This is a genomic window from Arthrobacter sp. 9AX, assembly GCF_902506095.1.
Classification (GTDB): Bacteria; Actinomycetota; Actinomycetes; order Actinomycetales; family Micrococcaceae; genus Arthrobacter.
The window spans coordinates 4,168,486-4,191,988 of the sequence record NZ_LR733293.1 but is presented as its reverse complement, the minus strand read 5'-3'; the positions used below and the strand labels follow the sequence as shown (position 1 = coordinate 4,191,988).

20 protein-coding genes are annotated in these 23,503 nt (G+C 60.5%); 9 read left to right on the top strand and 11 right to left on the bottom strand.

What is annotated here, in order from left to right; all coding sequences use genetic code 11:
• Nucleotides 1-89: 89 nt before the first annotated feature.
• From BACI348_RS19425 to BACI348_RS19415, 3 genes are all read right to left on the bottom strand, one after another.
• On the bottom strand, nucleotides 90-914 hold the full coding sequence (locus BACI348_RS19425; RefSeq protein WP_159830347.1) for an alpha/beta fold hydrolase: 825 nt from the start codon (nucleotides 912-914) through the stop codon (nucleotides 90-92).
• A 177-nt stretch (nucleotides 915-1,091) separates the two neighbouring features.
• Nucleotides 1,092-1,718, bottom strand: coding sequence for a MarR family winged helix-turn-helix transcriptional regulator (locus BACI348_RS19420; protein ID WP_159829328.1), 627 nt, complete (start codon nucleotides 1,716-1,718; stop codon nucleotides 1,092-1,094).
• Nucleotides 1,719-1,745: 27 nt separating this feature from the next.
• Nucleotides 1,746-3,053, bottom strand: a complete 1,308-nt coding sequence (locus BACI348_RS19415) for an MFS transporter (protein WP_159829327.1) — start codon at nucleotides 3,051-3,053, stop codon at nucleotides 1,746-1,748.
• 132 nt (nucleotides 3,054-3,185) lie between these two features.
• Between BACI348_RS19415 and BACI348_RS19410 the strand changes: the two genes are divergently transcribed.
• The 3 genes from BACI348_RS19410 (at nucleotide 3,186) to BACI348_RS19400 (ending at nucleotide 8,489) form a co-directional block, all read left to right on the top strand.
• The gene (locus BACI348_RS19410) at nucleotides 3,186-6,251 is read left to right on the top strand and encodes a glycosyl hydrolase (protein WP_159829326.1); all 3,066 of its coding nucleotides are present in this window, start codon (nucleotides 3,186-3,188) and stop codon (nucleotides 6,249-6,251) included.
• A gap of 337 nt (nucleotides 6,252-6,588) precedes the next feature.
• The gene (locus BACI348_RS20960) at nucleotides 6,589-7,071 is read left to right on the top strand and encodes a LacI family DNA-binding transcriptional regulator (protein ID WP_159829325.1); all 483 of its coding nucleotides are present in this window, start codon (nucleotides 6,589-6,591) and stop codon (nucleotides 7,069-7,071) included.
• Nucleotides 7,072-8,183: 1,112 nt separating this feature from the next.
• Nucleotides 8,184-8,489 (top strand): 8-oxoguanine DNA glycosylase OGG fold protein, encoded by a 306-nt coding sequence (locus BACI348_RS19400; protein WP_159829324.1) that lies wholly within the window; start codon nucleotides 8,184-8,186, stop codon nucleotides 8,487-8,489.
• Nucleotides 8,490-8,667: 178 nt separating this feature from the next.
• Here BACI348_RS19400 and BACI348_RS19395 read toward each other — a convergent pair whose 3' ends face one another.
• Both BACI348_RS19395 and BACI348_RS19390 read right to left on the bottom strand, forming a co-directional pair.
• Nucleotides 8,668-10,104 carry a hypothetical protein gene (locus tag BACI348_RS19395; RefSeq protein WP_159829323.1) on the bottom strand — a complete coding sequence of 479 codons (1,437 nt, stop codon included), beginning with the start codon at nucleotides 10,102-10,104 and terminating at the stop codon, nucleotides 8,668-8,670.
• 9 nt (nucleotides 10,105-10,113) lie between these two features.
• Nucleotides 10,114-10,452: a hypothetical protein gene (locus BACI348_RS19390; protein ID WP_159829322.1), complete on the bottom strand. Its 339-nt coding sequence runs from the start codon at nucleotides 10,450-10,452 to the stop codon at nucleotides 10,114-10,116.
• Nucleotides 10,453-10,917: 465 nt separating this feature from the next.
• Between BACI348_RS19390 and BACI348_RS19385 the strand changes: the two genes are divergently transcribed.
• Nucleotides 10,918-11,298 carry a hypothetical protein gene (locus BACI348_RS19385; RefSeq protein WP_159829321.1) on the top strand — a complete coding sequence of 127 codons (381 nt, stop codon included), beginning with the start codon at nucleotides 10,918-10,920 and terminating at the stop codon, nucleotides 11,296-11,298.
• A gap of 53 nt (nucleotides 11,299-11,351) precedes the next feature.
• A complete protein-coding gene (locus BACI348_RS19380; protein WP_159829320.1) occupies nucleotides 11,352-12,344 on the top strand; it encodes a hypothetical protein in 993 nt (330 codons plus the stop codon).
• Nucleotides 12,345-12,563: 219 nt separating this feature from the next.
• Here the strand turns inward: BACI348_RS19380 and BACI348_RS19375 are convergent, their stop codons facing one another.
• Nucleotides 12,564-13,649, bottom strand: a complete 1,086-nt coding sequence (locus tag BACI348_RS19375; RefSeq protein WP_159829319.1) for an ATP-binding protein — start codon at nucleotides 13,647-13,649, stop codon at nucleotides 12,564-12,566.
• 969 nt (nucleotides 13,650-14,618) lie between these two features.
• On the opposite strand from BACI348_RS19375, the gene BACI348_RS19370 reads away from it, so the two are divergent.
• A complete protein-coding gene (locus tag BACI348_RS19370; protein WP_236557648.1) occupies nucleotides 14,619-15,659 on the top strand; it encodes an alpha/beta hydrolase in 1,041 nt (346 codons plus the stop codon).
• 209 nt (nucleotides 15,660-15,868) lie between these two features.
• Here BACI348_RS19370 and BACI348_RS19365 read toward each other — a convergent pair whose 3' ends face one another.
• The gene (locus BACI348_RS19365; protein WP_159829317.1) at nucleotides 15,869-16,288 is read right to left on the bottom strand and encodes a hypothetical protein; all 420 of its coding nucleotides are present in this window, start codon (nucleotides 16,286-16,288) and stop codon (nucleotides 15,869-15,871) included.
• Between the two features lie 416 nt (nucleotides 16,289-16,704).
• Here BACI348_RS19365 and BACI348_RS19360 point away from each other — a divergent pair, with 416 nt between their 5' ends.
• Nucleotides 16,705-17,385, top strand: coding sequence for a hypothetical protein (locus tag BACI348_RS19360; RefSeq protein WP_159829315.1), 681 nt, complete (start codon nucleotides 16,705-16,707; stop codon nucleotides 17,383-17,385).
• 131 nt (nucleotides 17,386-17,516) lie between these two features.
• Here the strand turns inward: BACI348_RS19360 and BACI348_RS19355 are convergent, their stop codons facing one another.
• Complete coding sequence (locus tag BACI348_RS19355) at nucleotides 17,517-18,572, bottom strand: zinc-dependent alcohol dehydrogenase family protein (RefSeq protein ID WP_159829313.1); 1,056 nt, start codon at nucleotides 18,570-18,572, stop codon at nucleotides 17,517-17,519.
• A 151-nt stretch (nucleotides 18,573-18,723) separates the two neighbouring features.
• On the opposite strand from BACI348_RS19355, the gene BACI348_RS21180 reads away from it, so the two are divergent.
• The gene (locus BACI348_RS21180; RefSeq protein WP_442858518.1) at nucleotides 18,724-19,239 is read left to right on the top strand and encodes a DUF6920 family protein; all 516 of its coding nucleotides are present in this window, start codon (nucleotides 18,724-18,726) and stop codon (nucleotides 19,237-19,239) included.
• Between the two features lie 53 nt (nucleotides 19,240-19,292).
• On the opposite strand, the gene BACI348_RS21205 is transcribed toward BACI348_RS21180, so the two are convergent.
• From BACI348_RS21205 to BACI348_RS19340, 3 genes are all read right to left on the bottom strand, one after another.
• Nucleotides 19,293-20,387: a PspC domain-containing protein gene (locus BACI348_RS21205; RefSeq protein WP_503487634.1), complete on the bottom strand. Its 1,095-nt coding sequence runs from the start codon at nucleotides 20,385-20,387 to the stop codon at nucleotides 19,293-19,295.
• Between the two features lie 548 nt (nucleotides 20,388-20,935).
• On the bottom strand, nucleotides 20,936-21,541 hold the full coding sequence (locus BACI348_RS19345) for a hypothetical protein (protein ID WP_159829309.1): 606 nt from the start codon (nucleotides 21,539-21,541) through the stop codon (nucleotides 20,936-20,938).
• 52 nt (nucleotides 21,542-21,593) lie between these two features.
• The gene (locus BACI348_RS19340) at nucleotides 21,594-22,499 is read right to left on the bottom strand and encodes a universal stress protein (RefSeq protein WP_159829307.1); all 906 of its coding nucleotides are present in this window, start codon (nucleotides 22,497-22,499) and stop codon (nucleotides 21,594-21,596) included.
• Between the two features lie 177 nt (nucleotides 22,500-22,676).
• Here BACI348_RS19340 and BACI348_RS19335 point away from each other — a divergent pair, with 177 nt between their 5' ends.
• Nucleotides 22,677-23,447 carry an SDR family NAD(P)-dependent oxidoreductase gene (locus tag BACI348_RS19335; RefSeq protein WP_159829305.1) on the top strand — a complete coding sequence of 257 codons (771 nt, stop codon included), beginning with the start codon at nucleotides 22,677-22,679 and terminating at the stop codon, nucleotides 23,445-23,447.
• Nucleotides 23,448-23,503: the final 56 nt, after the last annotated feature.

Here is a 23,503-nt window from a genome sequence, read left to right as displayed (position 1 = left end):
CGGCCCTCATCATCTGTTGTCAGGCACCTGCGGGGTGCTCGATGAAAGAAGGCTTCAAAATCGGGCGGGGGAGAGGCTGGCGGCGTCTGTCACGAGCGGGTGTCGAGGTAGCGCAGTATCGCCCGGGCCGTTTCCTCCGGGGCGCTGACGTGGGGGCAGTGTCCGGTGGCCTGAAGTTGCACCAGGGTGCTGTGTTCCACATTCTTGTGCAGGTAGGCGCCCACTTCCGGCGGGGCAAGCCGATCGTTGGAGCACTGCAGAATCAGGCAGTTGGTGCGTAACTTTGTCAGTTTAGGGCGGGTGTCAGAGAAGAAAGTTACCCCGGCGAAGTGCCGTGCGATGGACGGATTTGTCCGGCAGAAACTGACGCGCAGGTCCTCCGCTAATTCCGGCTCCTGCGGGTTGCCCATAACCATGGGCGCCACGGCCGCGGCCCAGGCGAAATAGTTGCTGTCCAGAGATGCCAGCATGCCCTCGATGTCTTCCCGCGAAAACCCGCCCACGTAGCCGTCGTACGGGTCATCAGTGTGACGGGGTGAAGGAGCAAGCAGGATCAGGTGGGCAAAACGGTGGGGGTCCTGCACTGCGGCTATCACGGCGATCATCGTGCTGACACTGTGGCCCACTAGGATGACGTCCTCAAGGTCAAGGGCGGCGCAAATCTCCAGCAGGTCCGACGCGTACCCATCCAGGGACCCATACTTCTCCCAGTCATAGGCGCTGATGTCGGAGTCTCCTGCGCCAACATGATCAAAAAGCACCAGCCGGTAATCATCAACGAAATAGGGCAGCAGCTTCCGCCACATAGTCTGATCGCAGCCAAAACCGTGAGCAAACATCATCACAGGACCATCGCCCCGGCCGATTACGGTGACATTGTTTCGGCCGGTTACCGCAGCAACTGCTTCAATCACGTTCTTACTGACCCCTCTGACGTAGGGCGGCGTCCTATCCCAGACTATCCACGGGAAATAGAGAATCCTAGGGATCCTCCCACCATGACGTTCAAGGGGCTTCAGCTTCAGCACAACATTTGTGGGGGCCTGGCTCTCCGGCCATGGGCCGGGAGCAGCTCGACCCCCTTCGCGTTTTCACGCGTTGCTGGGCTGGTCCAAGTCAGCGGTGGCCGCTGCGGTAAGCCCGGGCGGAGTGCTTATCTCACCGGGGTGTGTGGGGGACCAGGAGTAACCGGAGACGCGGCTTAGGCTTTGGGCGGAAGCGGCGTCGATGCTGTGCGCAAACTTAACTATGAGCCGTGTGAATTCGGCGCGTTCACCGTCCGGCCAGTCGGCGAATATGCGGTCGAAGAGGCTTCGGCCGCATTCGACGATGCGCAGTCCAGCGGATCGTCCGGAGTCGGTGAGCCCGACGATCACTGCGCGGTTGTCATTAGGGTCGGGGGCGCGGAGGACCAGTGCGGCATCTTCGAGCCGGGCGATGATCTTGCTGACGTGCGAGGTGGTTATTTCCAGGGCTTCGGCCAGGTCGGTTGGTCGGGCCGCTCCCCGGTACACGAGTTGGTTCAGGATGAGAAAGGCAGGAAGGTCATCGGCCAGGGGGAATGCGCTGTCTCGCATGAGGCTGCGTCGGGCTTCCAGGGAGTTGGACCAGACGGCGAAGGACGCCAGTGCCGATGACAGGCCTTCGGCGGGGACCAGGGCGACGTATGCCGAGGCGGGGAGTGTCGGGCGCGCGCCCACGTTTTTTTGCCTCGGCATACGCCGTCCTTTCTAGATTTGTCCAGTTTAGTCTGCGTGTTGGTTGGCCGAAGTCATGGCGGCTTCACCATCTTCGACCTTTCCTGACTCGACGTCGAATACGCTGACGGTGCGGCGGTTGAACCCGAGCCACCCGGCCAGAAGGCCTACTGCCACCGTAGCGGCCAGGAGTCCGTAGGTGAGCTGTGGCGTGGCCAGGAGCGCTGGAGTCACGAGGGCGAATCCCGCAGCGGCAAACCGTGCGACGGCTATAATGGCGCCCTGCGCGGAGGCTCGCAGCAGCGTTGGGAATGACTCCTGGGACCAGACTTTCATGATGGCCTCGAATGCGAAGGCACCACCGATTGCCGCGCCCGCCAGGGTGAGGAAGTAGGTTGTGAGCGAGAATCCGAAGATTGCGGGTGCGGCGAAGCTGATGATGAAAGCGATGGAGCCGATGAGGTAGTAGGTCATGCGGTGGGGGCCGTCTACGATGCGCATGAACCAGAACCCCAGCGCGATCCCCACGGGCAGGGAGAGCAGCCCGATGAGGGAGAAGACCTGCACGTCGATGCCGATGATGTTCACGGCTACGTACGCGCCGAACTGACCGCCGGTGTTGGCGCCGAGGTTGGTCAGCGTGTAGAAGACCAGCAGAGCCAGGAGCGAAAGCAAGTACCCCCGGTTTTTGACAAGGTCCCTGATCCCGCTGACCTCGGCGCTTAATGTGTGCACACCTGCCCGGCCCTCAGTGCGCGCTGCCTGCCAGGCCGGGGATTCCGGTACGGTGAGGCGCAGGAGCAAGACTATCGCCGCCACAACGCCAACGTGGCCGAAGAGGATTTGGCCACCGAACTGACCCTGGCCGCCAACGACAGCCGAGATCCCCATGGTCGTCAAAATGCCGACCATCCAAAGGATCTGCGAGAATCCGACCAGCTTCCCCCTGTTGTGGTCTTCGGCCGCTTCTGCGATCGTGGCCAACGACACGGGAAGGTCCGCTCCGGTGCCTATGCCAACCAGAGCGATGCCGATGAGCAGCGGCACGAACCCTGAGGCGACAACGAGCAAGCCTGAGCCAACGACGATCATGGCCATGGTCAACAGGAACACCGCACGGCGGCCAAAGCGGTCCCCCAGACGTCCGCCGAAAAGGGCACCCAGCGCCACTCCAAGGGTCAGCATCGCCGAAAGGCCACCGATTTCGCCCTCGGTCAAGCCAATGGAGTGCTGGTACAGCACGAAAGCAATGCCCGAGCTCACTATCGCGGCCGCGTCAATGTACGACGCCATCCCCGCAATCGATGCCACCCACCACGCCCGCGCTGCGCGGGCCGTCGGCTGCTGTGTACTCATTTGTTCTCCTTTGAACAAGGCCGTGCAGACTTGCCCGGCCTTCTGATATCGTCCTAATAACGATTGATATTGTCATCGTAACGATAGTTTAGGAATTGCGCCACTGGTGCTTGTGCTGTTCAAAGGAGAACCATGTCGATTGACAGAATCGCAGACGTCATTGCCCAACCATCAGTGGAATACCGCCCTGAAGTGCGTTGGTGGCTTGCCGAAGGCCTGCATACGGATGAGACACTTCGCCACGAGGTGGAGAGCGCGCACCGCCTTGGTTTTGGCGGCATGGAGTTTCTTGCGATGGACGAGGGCCCTGTCGATCACGAGCGATACGGCTGGGGATCCGAGGAGTGGGTACATGACTCCCAAATCGTGGTTGAGGAAACCACAAAGCGTGGCATGGCAGTGAGCTTTACCTCAGGAACTAACTGGTCCAACGCAAATCTTCCAACGATCCATCCCGACCATCCAGCCGCCGCCCAGGAACTGAATGTCGTGGAAGAGGAGCTGGCCGATGGAACGTCCCGACGCGGTCCGCTGCCGAGGATAGATCTGGGCGCAATAAGCGTGCCGACAGAGATGCCGATGCACCGGTCTCACGCGCATGAACAGCACCTGGCCGCTGTCATCGCGGCCCGCGTGGCCGGCTCTACCGACGACGGCAAGACAATCCTGGATCCGGAGTCAGTCCTCAATCTCACCACCGCCGTTCACGACGGGAAACTGGAGTGGACCGCGCCATCGGGGGTGTGGCGCCTGTTCGTCTACTGGATGCACGGAACGGGACAGACCGCGTCCCCGTCCGCATCGGTCAATTACACCGTAAACTACCTGGACCGGGACGGCGTAGACGCAGTGATCGACTACTGGGACTCGGTCGTGCTCACCCCGGAACTGCGGGAGCAGATCGCGCTGAACCCGCGCACCCAGATGTACATGGATTCCCTGGAACTGTGGACGTTCGGTGAAGGCGGCCTGTTCTGGGGCCACAGTGTTGCAGAAGAGTTTCACCGTCGTCGGGGCTACGACATCGCCCCGTGGCTGCCTTTCCTCACCCGGAAGGTGACCGTCATGGCATCCTCAACCGTCTATGACCATGAGGCCCCGGAAGAACACGCGATCACGGTCGAGAAGGTTCGGTTCGATTACGTCAAAACCCTTACGGACCTCTACATCGAGAACATGCTGCGCCCGTTCGCGGATTTCCTTCACAACAACGGCATCGGATTGCGGGCGGAAATCAGCTACGGATTGCCGTTCGAACTGACCAGGCCCGGGCCGGAGGTCGACGGGATCGAGAACGAATCCCTCGAATTCGCGGCACAAATTGACGCGTACCGGCTCATGGCCGGCCCTGCCCACCTGTTCGGCAAGCAGTATTCGTCCGAAACCGGGGCAACCACCCGCAACCACATGCTTGAACACCGGTTTTACGATCAGATCATCGCGACCCAGCTTGCAGCAGGCATCACCAAAACCGTGCTGCATGGCTGGGCGAGCACGGCAGGCGCCGAGGACCTGACCGAATGGCCAGGGCACGAGGGAATGCTGTCCTACTTCTCCGAGCGATTCGATGAAAGACAACCCGCAGCGGAGTTCTATCCTCTGTGGAACGACGCCATCGCCCGCCTGCAAGGCGTGTTGCGCCAGGGGAAACCGCGGATCGACGTTGGCATCCTCCGCACAGACCACTTCACCGACAACCAGTCCGGGATGGCACTGATCGACGATGAAGGCAACCGCATCCCCGACGAAGTCGCATACGCTCAGATGTGGATGCGCAACAGGGAAAATCACTGGTGGCGCGACCTCGGAATGCAGGACGCCGGCTGGACCTACGAATTCTTCGACGGGTCACTGCTGTTGCGCGACGACGTCACCCTTGACGGCGGCCTCGTTCAACCCGCCGGGCCCGGCTACCAGGCGCTCATTGTCTTTCAGACAGCACTCGACGCAGACGTGGCCCAGCAGCTGCTGCGCTGGGCGCGGCAAGGGCTTCCGGTCTTGATAGTGCATGAAACATCCGAGCTGAAGCTACTCTCAGAGGGCCTCTACACCCACCACCAGCGCGCAGCATCCCGCACGCCGGGACTCGACGGGAGGGACGATGAGCTGGCCGCCACCGTGAGGGAGCTGTTGGCACTGCCAAACGCGAGTGAAATCCACGACCAGGCCTCGACAGTGGCGGCGCTGCGCGCACTGGGCGTGCGCGGCCGGGCCGAATTCGTAAACGAGAATCAAAATATCCTCACCCACCTACGCGAAGACGGCGATCTCCTGCACCTCTACGTCTACCACTTCCTCTACGAAACAGGTGCCCCAACCACAGTCGAGCTGTCACTGCCTGGCACCGCAGCAGCACACCGCATCGATGCGTGGACCGGAAGCATGCAACCTCACCAGCAAGCCTGGAACGATGGCGACCGGACCTGCCTCGAAGTATCACTCGCACCAGGAGAAGTGGCCCTGTTCACCCTCGACCGCTCAGAAACCGCCCCTACCGTGCGGGCAGCGCAGCGGATCGACGTGGTCGCCGAACCGGCATCCTGGTCTATCACCGTTGAGAGCTGGGACGCCGGTGAGAACGTGCTCATCACCGAAGACCGCGGCCTGGGCTATGAGACACGGGAAGTCCGTCCAACCACAGCGATCACTCGAATCGAAGTCCCCGACGGCCAACTGCGGTCCTGGCGGAACATCCCCGAGGTCGGCGACGAAGTGTCAGGGGTCGCTAAATACACCACCACCATCGAACTCGATTCCGTATCCGACGGCGATAACATCGTCCTCGACCTAGGGTCGACAGCAGGCGGGCTGGGCGCGGCCAGCATCAACGGCGGACCGTGGCGCGGGTTCGACACCTCCCACCCCCGTGTGGACGTCACCGCCGACATCCGAGTTGGCACGAACAACATAGTCGTCCGCGTCGCCAGCTCCCTCAACAACCGCCTGATCGCCCGGGGCTACTACGAGGCATCCGAGGACTTCCTCACCCAAATGCTGACCGGCAAATCCGCCCCGCAACACACCACGATCAGAGACTACGGACTCCTTGGCCCGGTGCGCCTTGAGCGAATTGGGGTCGCCCTGGAAGCGAGTACTCCTGAAGCCTCTCCTCACGACACGAAGGCAGCGTATACGACCGATTCGCCGGCGGGCCGTGACGACGTGCTCGCTCACTCAAGTGTCATGGACACGGTCTAACTATCACCTACCGAGGTTCCGGACGCTCGGCGTATTCGGTGACCTGAAAAATCCGGGTGAGGGGCACTCGATTCCAGTTCAACCAACAAAGACTTACCAAAGACCTGCAAGAGTCAAAGTTAGGCGATCTGGCCCAGACCTCTTCTGCCGCTCCCCATCATGACCGGGTTCTTGCCATCGACATGACCTGCCCCCGCCAACCTGAAAAACAAGCGTGGGGGCAGGTCATGCCCCGAAGACCCACGGAACCCGAAGACCTTGTGTAGGAACGCAGACGACTCGCAAGAGGCACCAATTAAAGAAGTGAAAGGGACTTGGTTTGAGGAACCGCGTAAGCATGAAAGATGTTGCTGCAGCGTCTGGCGTGTCGGTCAGCACTGTTTCGAACGTGCTGAATCATCCGGAGACCGTTTCTTCCCGCACACGGAATGCAGTAGAAGTCGCCATCCTTCGCCTGAACTTCGAGCCTAATCAGCATGCGGTTGCCTTGCGAAAAAAACCCGCAACGGTGCCACTTGAACGACTTGAACAGACAATGCCCTCCTTAGCTGCATGCGGAACCGACTCTTCACCACACGCGAGTGAGGGTCACAACGCGATTAGCATCGGCGAGCAGGAACAGACATGGAGCACCCTCGAAACAGGCGATCAAGTCCAGATCCTACGCGACGGCGCAGTTATTGATAAGGGGACCATCGATGTAGTCACCCCGGACGGCACTGTCGTTTGGCTTTGGATGGCTAACGGCATGGGCAGGGCAATGCTTCTGGCAAGTGACGGCATAACACTGGAAATTGCGTCTGCAGCCACGGAAAAATAATCAAATGCGCGCCACCCGCGGGCGGCACGGACCTCGGGCACATAAACTCCAGTGACCGTAGAAGCTAGCGTCCAACCTTCATCCTTCAGCCTCCCCAGGTACTGCTCCCTCCGACCATGTTCGACCGCCGATAATGAAGATTCCGTCAGGTAGCGATCGGGTCTCCGAGAGCGCATCGCCGTTGAGTTGCGTGGGACGAGGATGGGCAGAGCGAGGCAACTTGTGGCCGCCGGTCTGCCGTCTTCGTCTGATGCGCCAAATCGAGGTCAACACCTGATCGGCGTCAGAATGACGCGGAACGCCGTTTTACTGACAGTGGCTCACGTCGTTCTCAGATCTCACCCTGACAGTGGGAGGGACGTGAAATCAGGATTGATTCGACAGCTCGAGAATCATCGAAATAGCCCGAAGAATCTGGTTCTGTCAGGGGCAGTGCTGGGATGAGATCCCTGCGACTCTGCGGGAGTCCTAAAACAAGACCTACCTCGGCCGGCAGGGTGAATCATCCCTGGTCAGGCGGCCCCGATGTCAGGTTGGGGTGTGCCTTATCTATGCGGACAGGCGCCGAGTCGAAGGGCGTTGCTTCGGGAATATGCATTCTCAGTTCGTTCTCCGGCTGTGAGTCGCTGAGACGATCGCTCCTCGCACCACTGGGAGGAACTTCGGTTGGCAACCCACCTGTCGAAGGTGGGTTGGAAGATTCAACCAAGGAAGGGGAAGCCGGAGCCCCTTCTCCAGGACTACCTGAGGAGAGGACGAGCTCCGCGTACACGGGAACTCGCCTTAGCGGCCTACCGCTCATACCATCGATAACGAAAACGGCCAACCTCGATTGACTAAAGTCACGAACCAGCAACATAGTGCCCCCCTTAACTCAACCGACTGGGTGCTCAATTTACTCGCCCTAAGCAGTCCTGCCTAGCACCACCCCCTTCCCGGGCCTCTCCCCGCCGGTTTTGGACAGCCGATAACCGGCCTTAAGTCATGCTAATTGCTTGAAGCAACGCTTTTCCGGTCATCGTAGAAGTGCTAGGTAGATCCAAAGGGCGCAGCACGGCTGTTACGCGACGCAGCACTTCTGGCGCGGACAGACGCGGAGGCCGCTTTTCAAGGTGCTGCAGCCAAACCGGCCTGCGCTAAAGTCTTGGGGCCCCAACTTTTTCACCAAGTACTTGTACTTCTCCGGAGCGGGCGCTCTCGATCATCCGGCTCTCATCGTCGACGCACGGGTGCTGGTCACGCTCTTCGAAGCAACAAAAAACCCGGTGTTCAAGCCTCGCTCGACAAGTTATCCGGTGACCACTTATCTCGCAGCCTGTGACGTGATGGAGTCTTGGGCGGAGCAGTTGTCTTCATCCGAGCGTGTCGTGGGCGCGGACGAAGTCGAGCGTTGGGCATTCCACGCTGGTAAGGGGTGACGGAAGCGGCAGACAGCCCTGTCTTCCGCCGTCCACGCGGAGCACTGAGCCCCCGCGCTGGCTAACGGCTCAAACCCTTCTGCGCCTGTTTGACGGGTCCTGAAGTTCCTTGCACAGCTCAACGACCCAACCCTGAGTCCGACGTCCATGGATCTTCGCCCGTCGTCCGGGACGTTAGTCACGTACCGTCTAAGTCGCGATGTTTAATTCCAGCGGCTTGCAGCGCTGGTAACTGTTCCAGTGCGTAAATGACTACCTGCGTGATCGCCTTAGGCGGTACCCCCACTTTGTGAAGAAAGTGAGCATTCAAGTCAATAACGTCCTCTATCGTCATGGCCCGGAGCAAATCCTTATCCTTGTGACCCGCCGCTCGCTGAAGCTCCGTGACCATGGCGTGTTGTGACGGCGTCAGCAGGATAGCTGCGTTATAGTCCATGCGTTCTTGTGTGACACCGTGCGCTACCAGGTATGCCTTCGGGATGAGTTCATGGCCGTCAAGACCATCTCCCACACGGGACTTGTGGTTTGCTTCTTTGTAGTCCGTGACCATGTACTCGTATGTCTCGATAGGCTTGCGCTTGCCCCCTTTTCGCTTGTTACTCCTGTTACTCCCGTCATGGGTGCCGGAGTCCTTCGGTGATTCCTTCGCCTCCCGCAAATAGCTTTCTGCCGCCATTGACCAGTTTTGCGGTGAGAACAGTTCCGGGTGCGTTTCCCGCACGCGTTCATACTGCCTCGCCTCGATCTCCCGAACGATGTCGCGCTGCCTGTCCTCCCGCGCGTTGTCCCGCTCTCTGTCCTCTTGTGCGAGGTCCTGGCGCCTCATCATTGGCCAGAACCCGGACACTGGGTTCCACCAGTAATCCCAGTCAGCCTTAGCATCCTTTTGTCGGTTGGCATCCGCGGAAACTTCCCCGTCTCGTAACTTGCGGTCCAGGTCAGCCATGGCTGCTGAGCGCAGAGGTTCACTACGTTCAGCCTCCCGGTACTCGTTCAGGAGCCTGTCCCTCCGCTCGTCAGTTGGCAGAGCCCGGTAGTCCTGAAGCGGGTCGGGTTGGCGTACAGTGTCTCGGTACTCGCCCAGCAGGCTGTCCCTCCTCAACTCGTCCCTGTCTAGCGGGGGAATCGATGGTAGTTCCTTAGGCCCTTGCCTCCAGTCATCGGTCCGCGGCTCGTCCGTGTCGAGGGCTTTGCCCGATGTCGGCTCTTGAATCCGTCCCTCGGGTCGCTCAAACATGGAGGGGTCATGCGCACTTGACTCCGGCTCAGTGTGGAATGCCTCAACGACATCAGACAGCCGCTCTCTCCATGACCGAGGCTCGATGTAGGAGAACGTCTCAGACCGGCTGGAGGCCTCCAAGGACCTCCGGAAGGCCTCATCCTGGTAGCGCTGCGCATCGGCGGCCAGATCCCGTTGCCGTTGTTGTTCCGCCATCATGTCCTGGTACGTCTCATCGCGCTTTCGGTCCTGCTGGGCCATCGTCGCCCAGAAACCGGTAGGTCCCCACCAGTACAGGTATTGCTCTTGGCTGATCCGCCTCGCATCCTCTTGGTTACGCAGGTCCCTGTCCCGATCCTGTTGCTTCCATAGCTCATTGTTCCAACTGTCGCCCATGACAATGGCCTATTTGAGCCAGCGTCCAGCGGGGCCGGCTGCATCGACGTAAAGAGCGAGGGGCACCGGGCGCTGGCCGTCCTGAACCTGAACCCAGGACTCGAATGGCAAATCCGTCAATCTGAATCGCAGCGCGCGTTCTGCCTGGGCGAACGGTGTTACGACAGTGACTAGGCCGCCCTGCTCAAGGTTGTACCAAGCAATGTAGCCCTGGTAGTAAGGGTGGCTGTAGGGGAAAACTGCCTGCGAATCGAATCGGAACGGTGACAACGGGTCAGGGGCTGGCTGGGGTTGGACAAAAGCCATTCCTCCTTGGGCCCGGGCGGTCTTCTGCTTGCGCGAGAACATTCGTTTGCTCCCTTTTGACGAAACTTATTCTGAGGGATGCCCCAAGGGGGTGTTTTTCGCTAGAGACCTGAGCGGGCGAAGGCTAAGTTGCGTGGGATACTTTAGCCGATTTGTTCCTGCAAGAGTATGTCTCTTTTAAGCGCGTCGTGGGACAATATAGCCACTTCTCTCGGGTCCCCTGCACTACACCACACAGCCGCAGATCCCCTTTGGGACCCAATTCAACCCGAATATTCCACGAGCCCGAAATCAGGTACCGTGATGTCCGTTTTCCGCCGCCGGCGCCCCCAAGATCAGGCCGCAGGAGCGGCGCAGCCCGCTGTGGGCGTGGGACGAAGCAACTTGCCCACCGTCACTCCCAGCGTTCCCTATGGACAGGCAGCCCCTATTGGAAATGCCGATCCCCAACTGATTCACAAAACGTTTGCGGAGGCTCGGGATGCCGACGACCGTAACGAAACCAGCATGGCGGTACGCCTTTACGAGATGGTCGCAGCACCCTACCTCACCAGCCGTGACACCTCACTTCTGACTCCCGAGCTCGCCGTTGCTCTCGCCCGAACCGCAGAGCTGGCGGAACAGGACGGATCATACCGGTTCGCCGCGGAACGATTTAATGAGGCCTCCCGCGTTTTTACCGCGATTGCCGCGACGGCTGCCAGGCAGGGAAACCAAAAGGCCAGCAAAATGGCCGAAGCCGAGGCCGACGAGACACAGCAGCGCGCCAAGCGTGCGGCCAGCGAGCAGTCAAGGCTACAAGAAAAGCAGGACCGGATGCTGGCACAGGAGGGACAACTCAAGGCCAGGCAGTTCGAAGACTTCGCGAGGCACCTTGGAAGATCATGACTTCCCCAGGTCGATGACGAGCCAGACACATCCCGTGAGCTAGGACACCAACCATGAATCAATCCGGTTTTCAAGCACTGAAGCTCCTCACAGAAGCCGGACGCCTCTGGAACACGTGGCGCTCTCTTGATGACAGCTCGAAACAGGCGCTCAAAGTGGAAGGCATTGAACTGAAGGAGGCTGTGTCTGACGCCCGAAGAGCATCCACGGCTGCTCTTCAAAGAACACGAACTTCCCTGAGGCACAAGGGACTAAGTAAACGCCGCGCTCAAGCTCTGGACCCGTCGTCATCAAGCCAGCGTTTCCAGAAAATCTTGGAGGTTATGGGACGATCACCACACTGGTATTGGTCAACTGAGGAAATTAGTCAGGCGATATCCGGCCAACCTAAGACTTTGTCGCTGACTCTCACTCTGGCCCTTCTGCGTCAGCGCGGCTTACTTATCCAAAATGCGCAAAAGAGGTACAAGTACAAGACACGAACAGACCGGCTAGGCAGAAATCCAGATGCCCACGCAGACAAGATGGTAACAACCTTTCTCCAAGAGTACGTTGATGCTTGCATTGCGGACGGGTTTATCGAAATTGATGAGAAAGGGCTCCCAACGCAAAAAACCCTGGGTCTCGACGAGGAGCTCTTGAAGTCGGTCGTCGGATCCGCCCTTGAACAGGGGTTCCGGGAAGGCCTCCTCTGCCTATACGACATAAAAGGTGCCTCGAAAATCATTATTGGACTGCCGCCGGAGTCACTGGAGAGCTTCGAGCCGACAACGAACGTAGTTGGGCAGGAAGCCCCATCGCTCACTGAGGCAGCGTCCCGGTTGGCCAAGGCCAGCCAAAAGCTCACCTTGCACCTCCGCGAACTGCAAGGGACCCAAGGGCTAGGTTTCGGTAAACCCATGCCGGAGATATGGAATCAGCCACAAGGGAATTTGGACTGGTCGCCCGACAGGCAAACTCCACAGACTCAAAGCCAGTTTTCTTCAGACTGGGAACCACCTTTTAGGGCCGGCCCGTTACCCCCGACGAAGTCATGGAAGCCCTAAGCAGAAAGATCTGGCCATCCACCCCACTGATGAGCGGCTCCAAGAGGTAAGCGAGCCATACACCCCCTTCTGGATCGTCCCTTAGAGAGCCGATAGTGGATATTCCGTCAAGTAGCTGCCACGTATCTGGCGAGGTGTACAGGTGGATGACCGCCAGCCGGCAGTCTCTTCCAGTGGACTCCCGCCGCTGTTTAGGTGGCGATGGGGGATTCGGTCGCTTCATTGCCGAAGGTATTGGCGGAGTCCGGGGATTGCGAAGTCGACTTTTCCGTAGCCTGCGGACTCGATGAGTCCGGAGGCGATGAGCCTGTTGCGGTACTTGGACACCACGTTGGGTTTGGCTTTAAGGACAGCTCCGATCTGCCCGGCGGCCGAGGGGCCGTCCTGGGTGGCCATGGCGTCGAGGAATTCGCGGTCTCTGTCGGAGATGTCGGAGAGTGCTGATTCGACGACGACGAGGGTGTTGCGGCGCTGAGCTGCGGTGATGGCGCGTCCGACGCTGGCCTGGTCCAGCGTCCATCCTGCTTTGTCGGCTTCGAGCCAGAGGTAATAGCCGACCAGTTGAATCAGGAACGGGTATCCCTCCGTGGCTTCTGCCGCCTCGCTGACGAGGTCGGGGGAAATCGTGATGCCTCCCAGGCTGAACAGTTGGCTGTACGAGGCGGTGACTTCGGCGATGGCTGCTTCGTGAAGATTGATCCTGTCGGCGCGCCGGAGGAAGGTTGCGACGCCTTCGTTGAGGAGGTCGGACACGGCTGACGGCAGACCGGCGAAGATCAGGCCGATGGGTAACCCGTCGCGGATGAAATGCTGGACATCGGCCGCCAGCTGTGAGATCTCCGTGCGGTCGACGGCGTGAATCTCGTCAACGGTAATGACCAGTCCTGTGCCCTTCGAATCTAGAACACGCAGCAGCTCATTTCCTGTGCGGCGCCAGTCCCCGGCCCGTTCGGGAGGAAGCTGGGTTGTCAGCCCGAATCCGGCTGCGGAGAAGGCGGTGATTTTCCGGGCGGGAGGACCGTCCCCAAGCTCCTCGAGGAGCCGGAGCATGTCGTCACCGACCCGGGCCAGGAACCCCGGGGTTGCTGTCCGTGAGACGACGGCCCACCCGTGCGTTCGGGCGATGTCTTCGGCAGCGCTCAACATGACTGTCTTGCCGATGCCCCTGGATCCCGTGATGATGGTCAAAAGGCCAGGGGCCCCGGAACCTTGCTGCAGGCCGTACTCGAACTCGTCCAGAAGGCCCGCCCGCCCCACGAGCTCCGGTGGCGTCGCTCCGGCAGTGGGCTTGAAAGGGTTCTGCACGTGGCCTCCTGGCGAGTCCTAGGTGAAACTAGGTGAAACCGGTGAAAGTGGTGAAACTCCTGCCACGATACGTCCAACTACCAGTGCTGAGCAAAGGCGGGAGCGTCAACGGGATCCGGGTGCTGGGAAAGAAGTCGAGCGACGTCAGATTAGGCCGGAATTTCCCAACAACTGACAGCGGCTCAAGGAACTCTCTGATCCCACTTTCACGCACAACAGACGGAAATCGGGTGCAGCAGCCTGCTAACAAGCCGCCAGTCCCTCGGGGCGCAGACCCTATTGCATCTTAACAGTCCAAAGAATTCGGACTCTATGAATTCCACTGAGGACAAAGGCTTGTGGTGTCGCTGTGTTCGGGCTCGTCGGCGGTGGGAACAAGACCGGGACCTACGCCATCATGCCGAATACTCCCTTGTCAGGCGCCCTGACGTCAGGTTGGGGTGTGCCCCAATTGGACGGGCTCCTAGACCGCGCATCCATGCTCTAAGTCGTTGGGCTTTGGCTCCCGTGAGCACGGTTACTGGCGGTGCCAGGCTGTGGCCAAGGCGTATTGGATCCGGCGGTGGTGCGCACGACTATAGCGCGCAGAACAATAATTTCGTCATACTCGGGACCTTTAGCCCTACAAGTACGTCACTGTGGGCGGGATTCTCAAGTATGCCCTCTGGGTGCTTACACAGCCCTCATCCTTCCAAGGCTTTCCCCTATGCCATGAACTCCCACTGGACATTATCAAGCCGCCGGAGAACCGCCCCTGAACGGCTGGCCTCGTCCCCGCGCCGTCGGGCTGTTGCGTGGAAAACGGCCCTCGCGCTGGTCGCTGCAGCCGTCCTGCTCCTGCCGGTGATGCTGCTGCCCCTTACCACCCGGGTCCCACTTCCGGTCTGGCTGTCTCTGCTCCTTGTGGGGTTGGCGGGGGTAATTTGGCTGGCGGTCCGTCGCCGGCAGAGATTCGCCCAGCTGGCTGGCGTGGGGATTCTGATAATTGTCGCGGTGGCGGCGGTCATCGCGTCACAGGTGATGACGACGACGGCCCCGATTACCGGCATGGACGGACGGCGCCTTCCCGGCAGCATCACGAGCGTGGAGAAAGTAGAGCTGAACGGCACAGAGCAGTGGATCATGATTCGGGGCAACGACGTATCCAACCCGGTGCTGCTCAACCTGGGCATGGGCGGCCCGGGAGGGGGAGGATTCTTCAACGCCACGGAGTTCCGGCCGCTGGAGGAGCACTTCACGGTAGTCAGCTGGGATGAACCAGGCACGGGCAAGTCTTACGGCGCGGTGCCTTTCAACGAACTGAACAGGGAACGGTACGTGGCAGACGCCGTCGCCCTCACTAACCTGCTGCGGGAGCGGTTTGGGCAGCAGAAGATCTTTGTCTATGGTGTGTCATGGTCGAGCATCCTGGGCATTTGGCTAGCTCGGGAAAACCCGGAGCTGTATCACGCCTTCGTCAGCAGCGGCCAGATGGTAAACACCACCGAGAATGACCGCATGGGCTACGAGCTGGCGTTGCGGCATCTCGACGAGCAGGGTGACACCCGGCGGGCGGAGGAGCTGCGACGCAACGGCCCACCGCCCTATCACGGCAACAATGTCGTCTCCCCTTATGTGGCCTTCCTGGATGTGCTTAACGAGATCATGGGAACTCCGCGTTTCTCACTCATCGTGCCCGTCATTCCATTCTTCGTCCCCGAATATGGCTACGTGGATAAGATCAACCACACGCGTGGGCTGATCGAAACTTTCAACGTCGTATACCCGCAACTGGAGGGCCTGAACTTCAAGGAACAGGCGCAGGAACTGCAGGTGCCGGTGTACTTCTTCGTAGGCCGCCAAGACGTTAATGCCATGGCATCCCTGGTTGAGGAGTACTTCAACTCCCTTACGGCCCCGGGCAAGAAACTGATCTGGCTTGAGGGCGGACATGGGCTTGGCAGCGCTGAAAACCAGAATGTGTTCATCGACGAAATGATCACCCAGGTGCGCCCTCTATCCCGGCGCTAGCCGGAGGCCGAGGACGCTTCAGCGATTTAGAGCCGGGAATCCCTGCCCTGGGAGGTAGAGGTATGCGTGCCGCACCCCGACCTTCCGGCGGCTGCTGGGACTGCACTGAATCAGCGCTCTCTTAGTTTGCACCTCAGTCATGCTACGCCGCAGGGGCCGTTCCTCCTCGGCTCACTTTCAGGGAGGGCAGCCCCGGTCAGTTCGGATGCTCAAGCGTTGGCATGTCCGGGTAAGTGCCTTTGACTGGGGATGCCTGCTTTCGGGGGCAGCATCCAACCCAGGATAGTGATAGCGATCCCGACGCCGCCGATGAGAGGGTGCATCATAGGGTGGAAGACCTGCATCCACAGCAACTGCACGAGAATCCACGCCACCAGTCCGAGTCCGGAGAAGATCGCCAAGGGCCGGGCGTAACGCCAGCGCACCAGTACCGCCGCGGCGGCCAAGAGCTCGCCAACGCCAGGAAGCAGGAGCAGCGCGATCCCGGGAATCGTCCAAGCAGTGAAGGGGGTTTTCTGCAGCCACATCTGATCCAGCTCCATGTTCCCGCTTAGCATCAACAAGCCCCCGGCCACGGCTAAACCTCCAACCAGCAGCTGCAGACCGACGAGTGGCGCCTTGATCTTCATGGTCCCTCCAAATGTGCTGTCTCGGCTCTCACATTTTTACGTTCGCTGTTGCCCAGGACCTCGTGGAAGGGTCGAAGGTCCTCGTAAACGTCTTACTCGAACGGTTAGCACTCCACGCCGCCTGAGTACTAGGCCCTATGAGGACGTCTCCTGACGGTAGCGCCGCCGGGCGGCGCCCCATTAGCCCGAGGGTCCCGGCGTAAGCCTTGGGCGTACCGGCGGACAATTGTGCTCCGACACGAACCATATCGTTGCGTCACGCCCTGATCGTGTTCCGCTTTAGGCATTTTGGCCCTTACAACCTCTGGATTTCCTCGTGATGATCGTAGTGGTGGGTCATCTGCATCCGAAGTAGAGATGAGGCTATGCTCATGTCCAAGTCTTCGCGACCGGAGTCCGGGAATACTAGGGGGGCGTTGTTCCCTTCCTGGAACGGCATTTTCACAGTCGGAGGGGTCGCCGCGTTCGGTTACGTCCTGCTGGGGATCGTGGCGCCGGCGCTTTTGTACTTTCCTGTCGGCTACCCGCGGACCTCTAATGGGGAAGCGTTGCTTACTTTCATCGCCGACCACCGGGGGTGGTGGCTGGCTCTCCAGACGTTGACCCTTGGGCCGGGTTTCCTTGCCATTCCGGTATTCGCGGCCATCTTCGTGGCCTTGTCACCGGTGGAGAAGGGTTATGCAGCCGTTGGATCCATTCTTGCGATCTCGTGCCAAATCCTGTTCGTTTCCTTTTATCCAGGAACGCTTGGAATGTTGTTTCTCAGCGATCAGTACGCCGCTGCGGATCCTGAGCGACGGCAGCACCTCGTCGCTGCAGCGGAAGCCGTCACCGCACCCCTGGATGCATACAATCCTTTGTATGAGACCGTTTTCGCTGTTAGCGTGCTGATCCTGTCGCTGGTTATGCTTCGGGGCGTGTTTTCGAAGTGGACGGCCTTTTTGGGCATCGCTGCGGCCGCGTCGGAACTTGTGGGCGTTAGTCTTCTGTCGCTGATTGGTATGGGCTACTTCTGGTGGTGGCTGGTCTTTGCGGTCTGGTTCCTCGCGGTGGGGTGGAACCTATGGCACATGCGTTCAGCATCCTCCGTTGGGTAGACCCGCTTAATCAGGGCAGGCGGTAACGGGCCCGACGGCTTTTGACGGCCTAACCTTTTGATGGCCGGTCAACTGCTGGCCGCTTTCACGCCAACCCTCCTGCCGGCGTGCACCTGCGGACGGCGTTATGACTACCGGGAGATCACTACTTTCAGAGCGTCTGTCTCTGCTGCACGGCCGAACGTGTCATAGGCGTCCATGAACTCGTCGAACCGGAAATGATGGGTTGCGAACTTTTCGGCTGGGAGCTTTTTCTGTGCGACCAGTTTAAGCAGCATGGGTGTTGTATTGGCGTTCACCAGGCCCATACTGATGTTGACGTTCTGGATCCAAAGCTTTTCCAAGTGCAGTTCGACTGATTTGCCGTGCACGCCGACGTTGGCTACCGTGCCGCCCGGCCGGACAATTTCGGTGCACATGTCAAAAGTGGCGGGGATTCCAACGGCCTCAATGGCCACGTCCACTCCCTGCCCGTCCGTGTGGGAGAGCACCTGGTTCTTCCAGTCAGCCTCTCCGGACAGAACGATGTCGGTGGCGCCAAACGCCCGCGACTGCTCCAGACGGTTACGATCCAAATCGATGGCGATAATGGTGGCTGCTCCGTAGAGGCCTGCAGTAGCGATTGCCGCCAGCCCCACGGGACCTGCACCAACCACCGCTACGGTGTCTCCGGGTTTGACCCGACCGTACTGGACCCCGATTTCGAAGCCTGTGGGGAGGATGTCCGAGAGCATCACGGCCTGTTCGTCGCTGACGCCTTCGGGTAGCAGATGAAGGGAATTTTCGGCGTACGGAACGCGGACGTATTCGGCCTGGGTGCCGTCGATCAGGTGACCGAAGATCCAGCCGATGCCTGCTGCGCCTTCATCGCCCAGGCAGTGTGAATAGAGCCCGGTCTTGCAGTTGGCACAGTGGCCGCAGGACTTGATGCAGGAGATGATGACCCGGTCCCCGGGTTTCAAGGTGGTGACGGAAGAGCCCACCTCGGTAATGGTTCCTACGCCTTCGTGACCGAGGATTCTCCCTTCCTGCACGGCCGGCACATCCCCTTTAAGGATGTGCAGGTCTGTTCCGCAGATGGTGGTGGTGTCGACCTTGACGATCGCGTCACTGGGATTGCGGATCGATGGATCCGGGACTTCGGTCCAGGACTTTTTCCCGGGTCCGCCGTAGACGATGGCCTTCACTGTTGCTCCTCACTTGACGGTGCTGGACAATGCATCCCCTCAAGAATGGTGGATGGGAGTTTGCCTCCGACAGGGTCCTAAGTCCCCGGATTGAGAAGGGGCCCCCAGAGGAAATGTCCTCGCTGGCAGAGAACCAGGTAATGCGTATCCAGTGCGGGGCTTTATATGGGTGGCTCGGTCACGTCTGTTTGGACTCCCAATACATGGCTTTGACCGGCTCGCTTCCGGGGAGGGCGAAATGCGCTGGAGACTCCTGAACCTTCTGCCCGTCATGACCGTTGCCGGGACGGATGTTACACGCAGTGCGCGGGGACGGCTGGCGGCGGAGGCAGCATTGCTCCCGACCGCTTTTCGCGGCGCCCGCTGGTCAAAAGGCCCTGGGCGTGACGTTGTCACAATGAGCAGAACCATTAACGGGGAAGATGAAAACGTGCATATGAAGATCACTCCCCAAGGGCGAGTAGACCAAGTCTGGATGATGAGGTGGGGTAATCCGGACGGGTCCGCGCACGGCAGATGCCCTTTCGGCGTGTCTATTGAAGAGGAAACCCGGTTTTCAGGTGTGCTCGTGCCCTCTGTGACAAGGGCAGGGTGGTGGTGGGGGACGGACAGGCGGCCGGAAGGCGAGTTCTTCCATGCACGAATCAACCGGATCCGCTTCTTCTGACTCCGTGTAGCGGCAAAGCGTCTGCGCCCGGGACTCCAGGCCTCGTGTGTGTTCTATGGTTCGGCGATGTTGATCGTAGACAATGCACCTTGAAGGTCAAGGGTCAGGGTTCCGCCCGGGGCGCCGCTGTTGTAGCTATGTTCATCCGGATTCCAGGTCCCGGTGCTGCTGTCGCCGATGTACTGAACGGTACCCAGCACCAACCGGCTGTTGACCCGAACAGGAACGTCCGCCGGGATGATAATGCTGACGGTACTCGCAGCCGCGTTGATCGGTACGGTGATGTCAGCAGCCAGTGGACTTATTGAACTCAGGGACCGCAGGTCGAGCCTGCCGCTTCCCGCCACTAGGTTGTAACCGTCGATGATTTCCGTCGCTGAACCCGGCGCCCAGTCCACCGTCCGCCCCATCGCTAAGTTGTTGGCGTCCGCATTGCCCAGGCCGGTCACCAGAGCCGAGACCAGTGCCACCACACCGAGGAAGCTGAGGAGCCCGGGGTGCCGGCCTCTTACTCCTGCGACTACGATTCCCAATCCCATACCGGCCGCAGCGGCGGCCCATGCGATCGCAGCCACTTGGGCACTAACCCCGCCGACCTCAACGGAGCCAATGAGCAGCGTAATCCCTGCCAGGACGATGGCCAGCCCAGTTACGACTGCCACAAAGGGCATTCCGGCGTAGTCCGACGGCTCTTGCCGCATCGGGAGGCTTCCGCTCCCCACAGTGCCGGAGTGGTGTGTTTGGTTGCCCAAACGATTATCACTTTCGGGGCGGACTTCTTTCGCGGGTTGACGCAGACCGCGAGGATTGGACCCTTTACTGGTCACGAGCGAACGGCCATGGTTACTGAGCAGGTACACAACCGTTCCGACAACGGCCAGCCAGGCCAGGGGCCAAAGGATCCACCAGTAACCGGACTGTGGGTTGAGCAGGATCAGGCCGCTGCCTGTAAAGCCCAGCAGGATCATGGCAGCGGCGCCGGTCATGCCAGTGGACCAGCGTCCGCGGAGGGCTTCTTCGGCATGTATGCGGTCACCATCTTCTTCAGGCAGAAGCGCCCAGGCGAGACCATAGGCGACGGGACCCACGCCCGTAAAAAAAGCAAGAACGACGAAGACAAACCTGACGGGGAGCGGATCAACGCCCATTCTGTCTGCGATCCCGCTGGCCACTCCGCCCAGCCAGCGGTTTTTCCCGCGGCGGATGCCCTGCCTGCGGGCATCATCGAACAGTTGCTGTCGTTGGCTGGGATTCAGCATGCCGCCGGCAGCTGAAGGCTGGGCCCGGACCGCAGGGCTGTTCAACGGTAAAGCCTGTCCTGATCCGTGATCCTCGGCCACAGGCCTGGTACTGCCGTCGTGTGCGTGGCATGGATCCGGGGCTCGGCCATGCTCGATCCCTCCACCGGTGCTCATGGCTTTCCTTCCGTTCGATCTCTGGTCATCTCAACATGCCTCCTCAGACGGCTGCTGGTCAGAGTCGAAAGTCACCGAAAATTCCGTGGTCAGGCGCCAGCAACAGTCCGGCGCCACCTACCTACGGTGAACGGGCCGGAAGAGCAAGCTGCACTCACCGCCGGTCCATGATCCAGCTTCTGATCGAAGGAAGGAGGGTCGCAGCGACCGTACCGGCGCTTCCCAGGACGTGCGTCCACACGTTGATTTGTTACCCAAAATCGCCACGCCCGATGTCCAGCTCAGCGGTTGGTTGGTTTCTTTTCAGCCCGCTCGCGCAAACCGGTCAGCATCTTCCGGATCATCCAGAAATCCGCCACCTCCAGGAGCAGGGAGAACAAGATGGACATCGGTGCCCACCTCATCCGGGAGCGGATCCGGGTGATCAGCCTAGTTGTGCCGTTCGCAACCTCGTCAAGCTGCCAGACCCAGCTCGCGTCGCCGGGGGTGCCCCAAATCACCGAGCTGGGGAAGTCAAGCGAGCGAACTCTTATTCCGTGCTTCCCGTCCGGGCTCATTGGCACGACGTCTCCCGGTGCGAGGTGCTGCCATTCGGGAAGAACCCGTGATGCACTGGGCCGTCCGAGGTTGTCGAGCAGGTCATAGCTGTACCATCCGGCGCGGCCTAGTCCGACCTGGACCAGCCACGGCCATACCTGTTCGGGAGGGGCCGCAATGGAGATGGCACGGGTGGCGTTGAAGGTCGGGAATGGCACCAGGTCATCGCCGGGCAAAGGCCGGGCGACCTCTTCGGAAGTTGCTCCCCACGTCAGCTGCCAAGGCCGCCACACTGCCCCGTAAATGGCAGCTGCCGCCAGGCCGGCCGCGCCCAAGGCCGTGGCCGCCATCCGCTTTGCCTGTTTTTCCGCTGCCGGCCGGCCGGCAGCGCCGTCACTCTTGCTACCGTTGACCAACGCGGGCCTGCTCTTCGCTGTCCGGACCGGCGTTACCGGCGCCGCGGCGGGAGATAAGGACAGGGCCACGCGCCTGGTGCAGCACGGCGTGGGCGGTTGAACCGATGGTCTCCCTGACGAACCCGTGGCCTTTGGTTCCCACCACCAGCATCCGCGCCTCTGCCGAGGCCTTGAGCAGAGCATGGGGGACCGAAGTGTCGGTAAGGATCCTGCCTTCGACGTGCACACCGGGAGCAAAGCTGCGGGCGTGATAAACGGCGGAGTTGATGATTTCTTCGGCGGCTTCCTCGACGGTCACAGCGTGGTTCGCGTCCCCCGGCCGGTAACCGGCAGACGGGTGGCGGACATGGACGATGTTGAGGCGGGCCTGGAAGGCGGCAGCCACGGCATGCGCGTCTTCGACTGCCGTAGGGGAACCTGATGCATCGACGGCGGCGATGACAGGACCGGTGGGATGCAGATCAGACCTGATGACAGCAACGGGGCAATCGGCGCTGGCTGCCAGCTCCAGGCTTACGGACCCGACGAGCAGTCCAAGAAAGCCACCTAATCCCCGGCTCCCCACGACCAGCATCCGTTCACCGGCAGAGATGCGCGCGAGGTGCGATGCGGGCAAACCGTGCAGCAATGTACCCCCGGTGTCCAGGTCCGGCACGGCCGCCCGGGCCTGGTTGACTCCCTCTTCGAGGATTACTTCGGCGGACCGTTCCAGCCCGCTGTCAGCAACGCCCGGTACCGGACCCAAGTTCCTGGTCAGCAGCGGCCATATAGAACAGTGCACCACTTTGAGGGCACAACGGCGCAGGTGCGCCTGCTGCGCTGCCCACCGGACGGCCGCCCCAGCTTCATCCGAACCGTCGTAGCCGACGACGATGGATTCCGGTTCCTGCATAGGTTATTCACCTCTGATTCGAGGGACCTTTGACCCTGTCACGGCTCCTTCCGGGACAGCATTCTGAGGGAATGGAAGGCGTTTTGCATCCACCCAATCAGCATGTACCCACGCCGCCAAGCACAGCACCACAACGCCACGGATGCAATGGCTGCTTTATCGACCTAGGAGCAACCAATGCCCGTCTGGCAGGAAAACATCACCCCTAACCGGTTCGAGGGCCAAACGGTCATCGTTACCGGGGCTGCTTCCGGCATAGGCCTTGCCACCGCTTTGCGCGTTGCCCGCGAAGGCGGCCGGGTGATTGCCAGCGATCTCAGCGAGGAGGGCCTGGACAAGCTGGTGGCCGAGTACGGGGAGTTGGACTTCATGCCCGTCACCGGCGATATCAGCAAAGAAGATGCAGTGCAGCGTGTGGTGTCTGCCGCCGAGGGACGCATTGACGCCTTGGCGAACGTGGCTGGCATCATGGACATTTTCCAGCCCGTGCATGAACTCGATGACGCCACATGGGAGCGCGTCCTAGACGTCAACCTGACCTCGATGATGCGCCTCATGAGGGCAGTGGTGCCCGCCATGCTGGCCTCGGGACACGGCTCCATCGTGAACGTCTCATCGGAGGCCGGCCTGCGCGGATCCGCGGCAGGTGCCGCCTACACCGTCTCAAAGCACGCTGTCATCGGCCTGACCCGCAGTTCAGCTGTTATGTACGGGCGGCGGGGCATCCGCGTCAATGCGGTCGCTCCGGGCGGGACCAAGACGAACATCCATGCTGAATTCAAGTCCCAGCTTGCAGCTGAGGTACTCGGTCCCTTCATGCAAGTGAACGTGCCGGCCATTGCTGAGGCCGGTGAGCTGGCCGCCGCAATCACCTTCCTGCTGAGCCGGGACGGCTCGAACATCAATGGCGTGGTGCTTGCATCCGATAATGGTTGGAACGCCATTTGAGCCAACAGTCGCAGGAGACACGAAAGGCAGCACAGTGCGCAGAACTATCGGTTCGC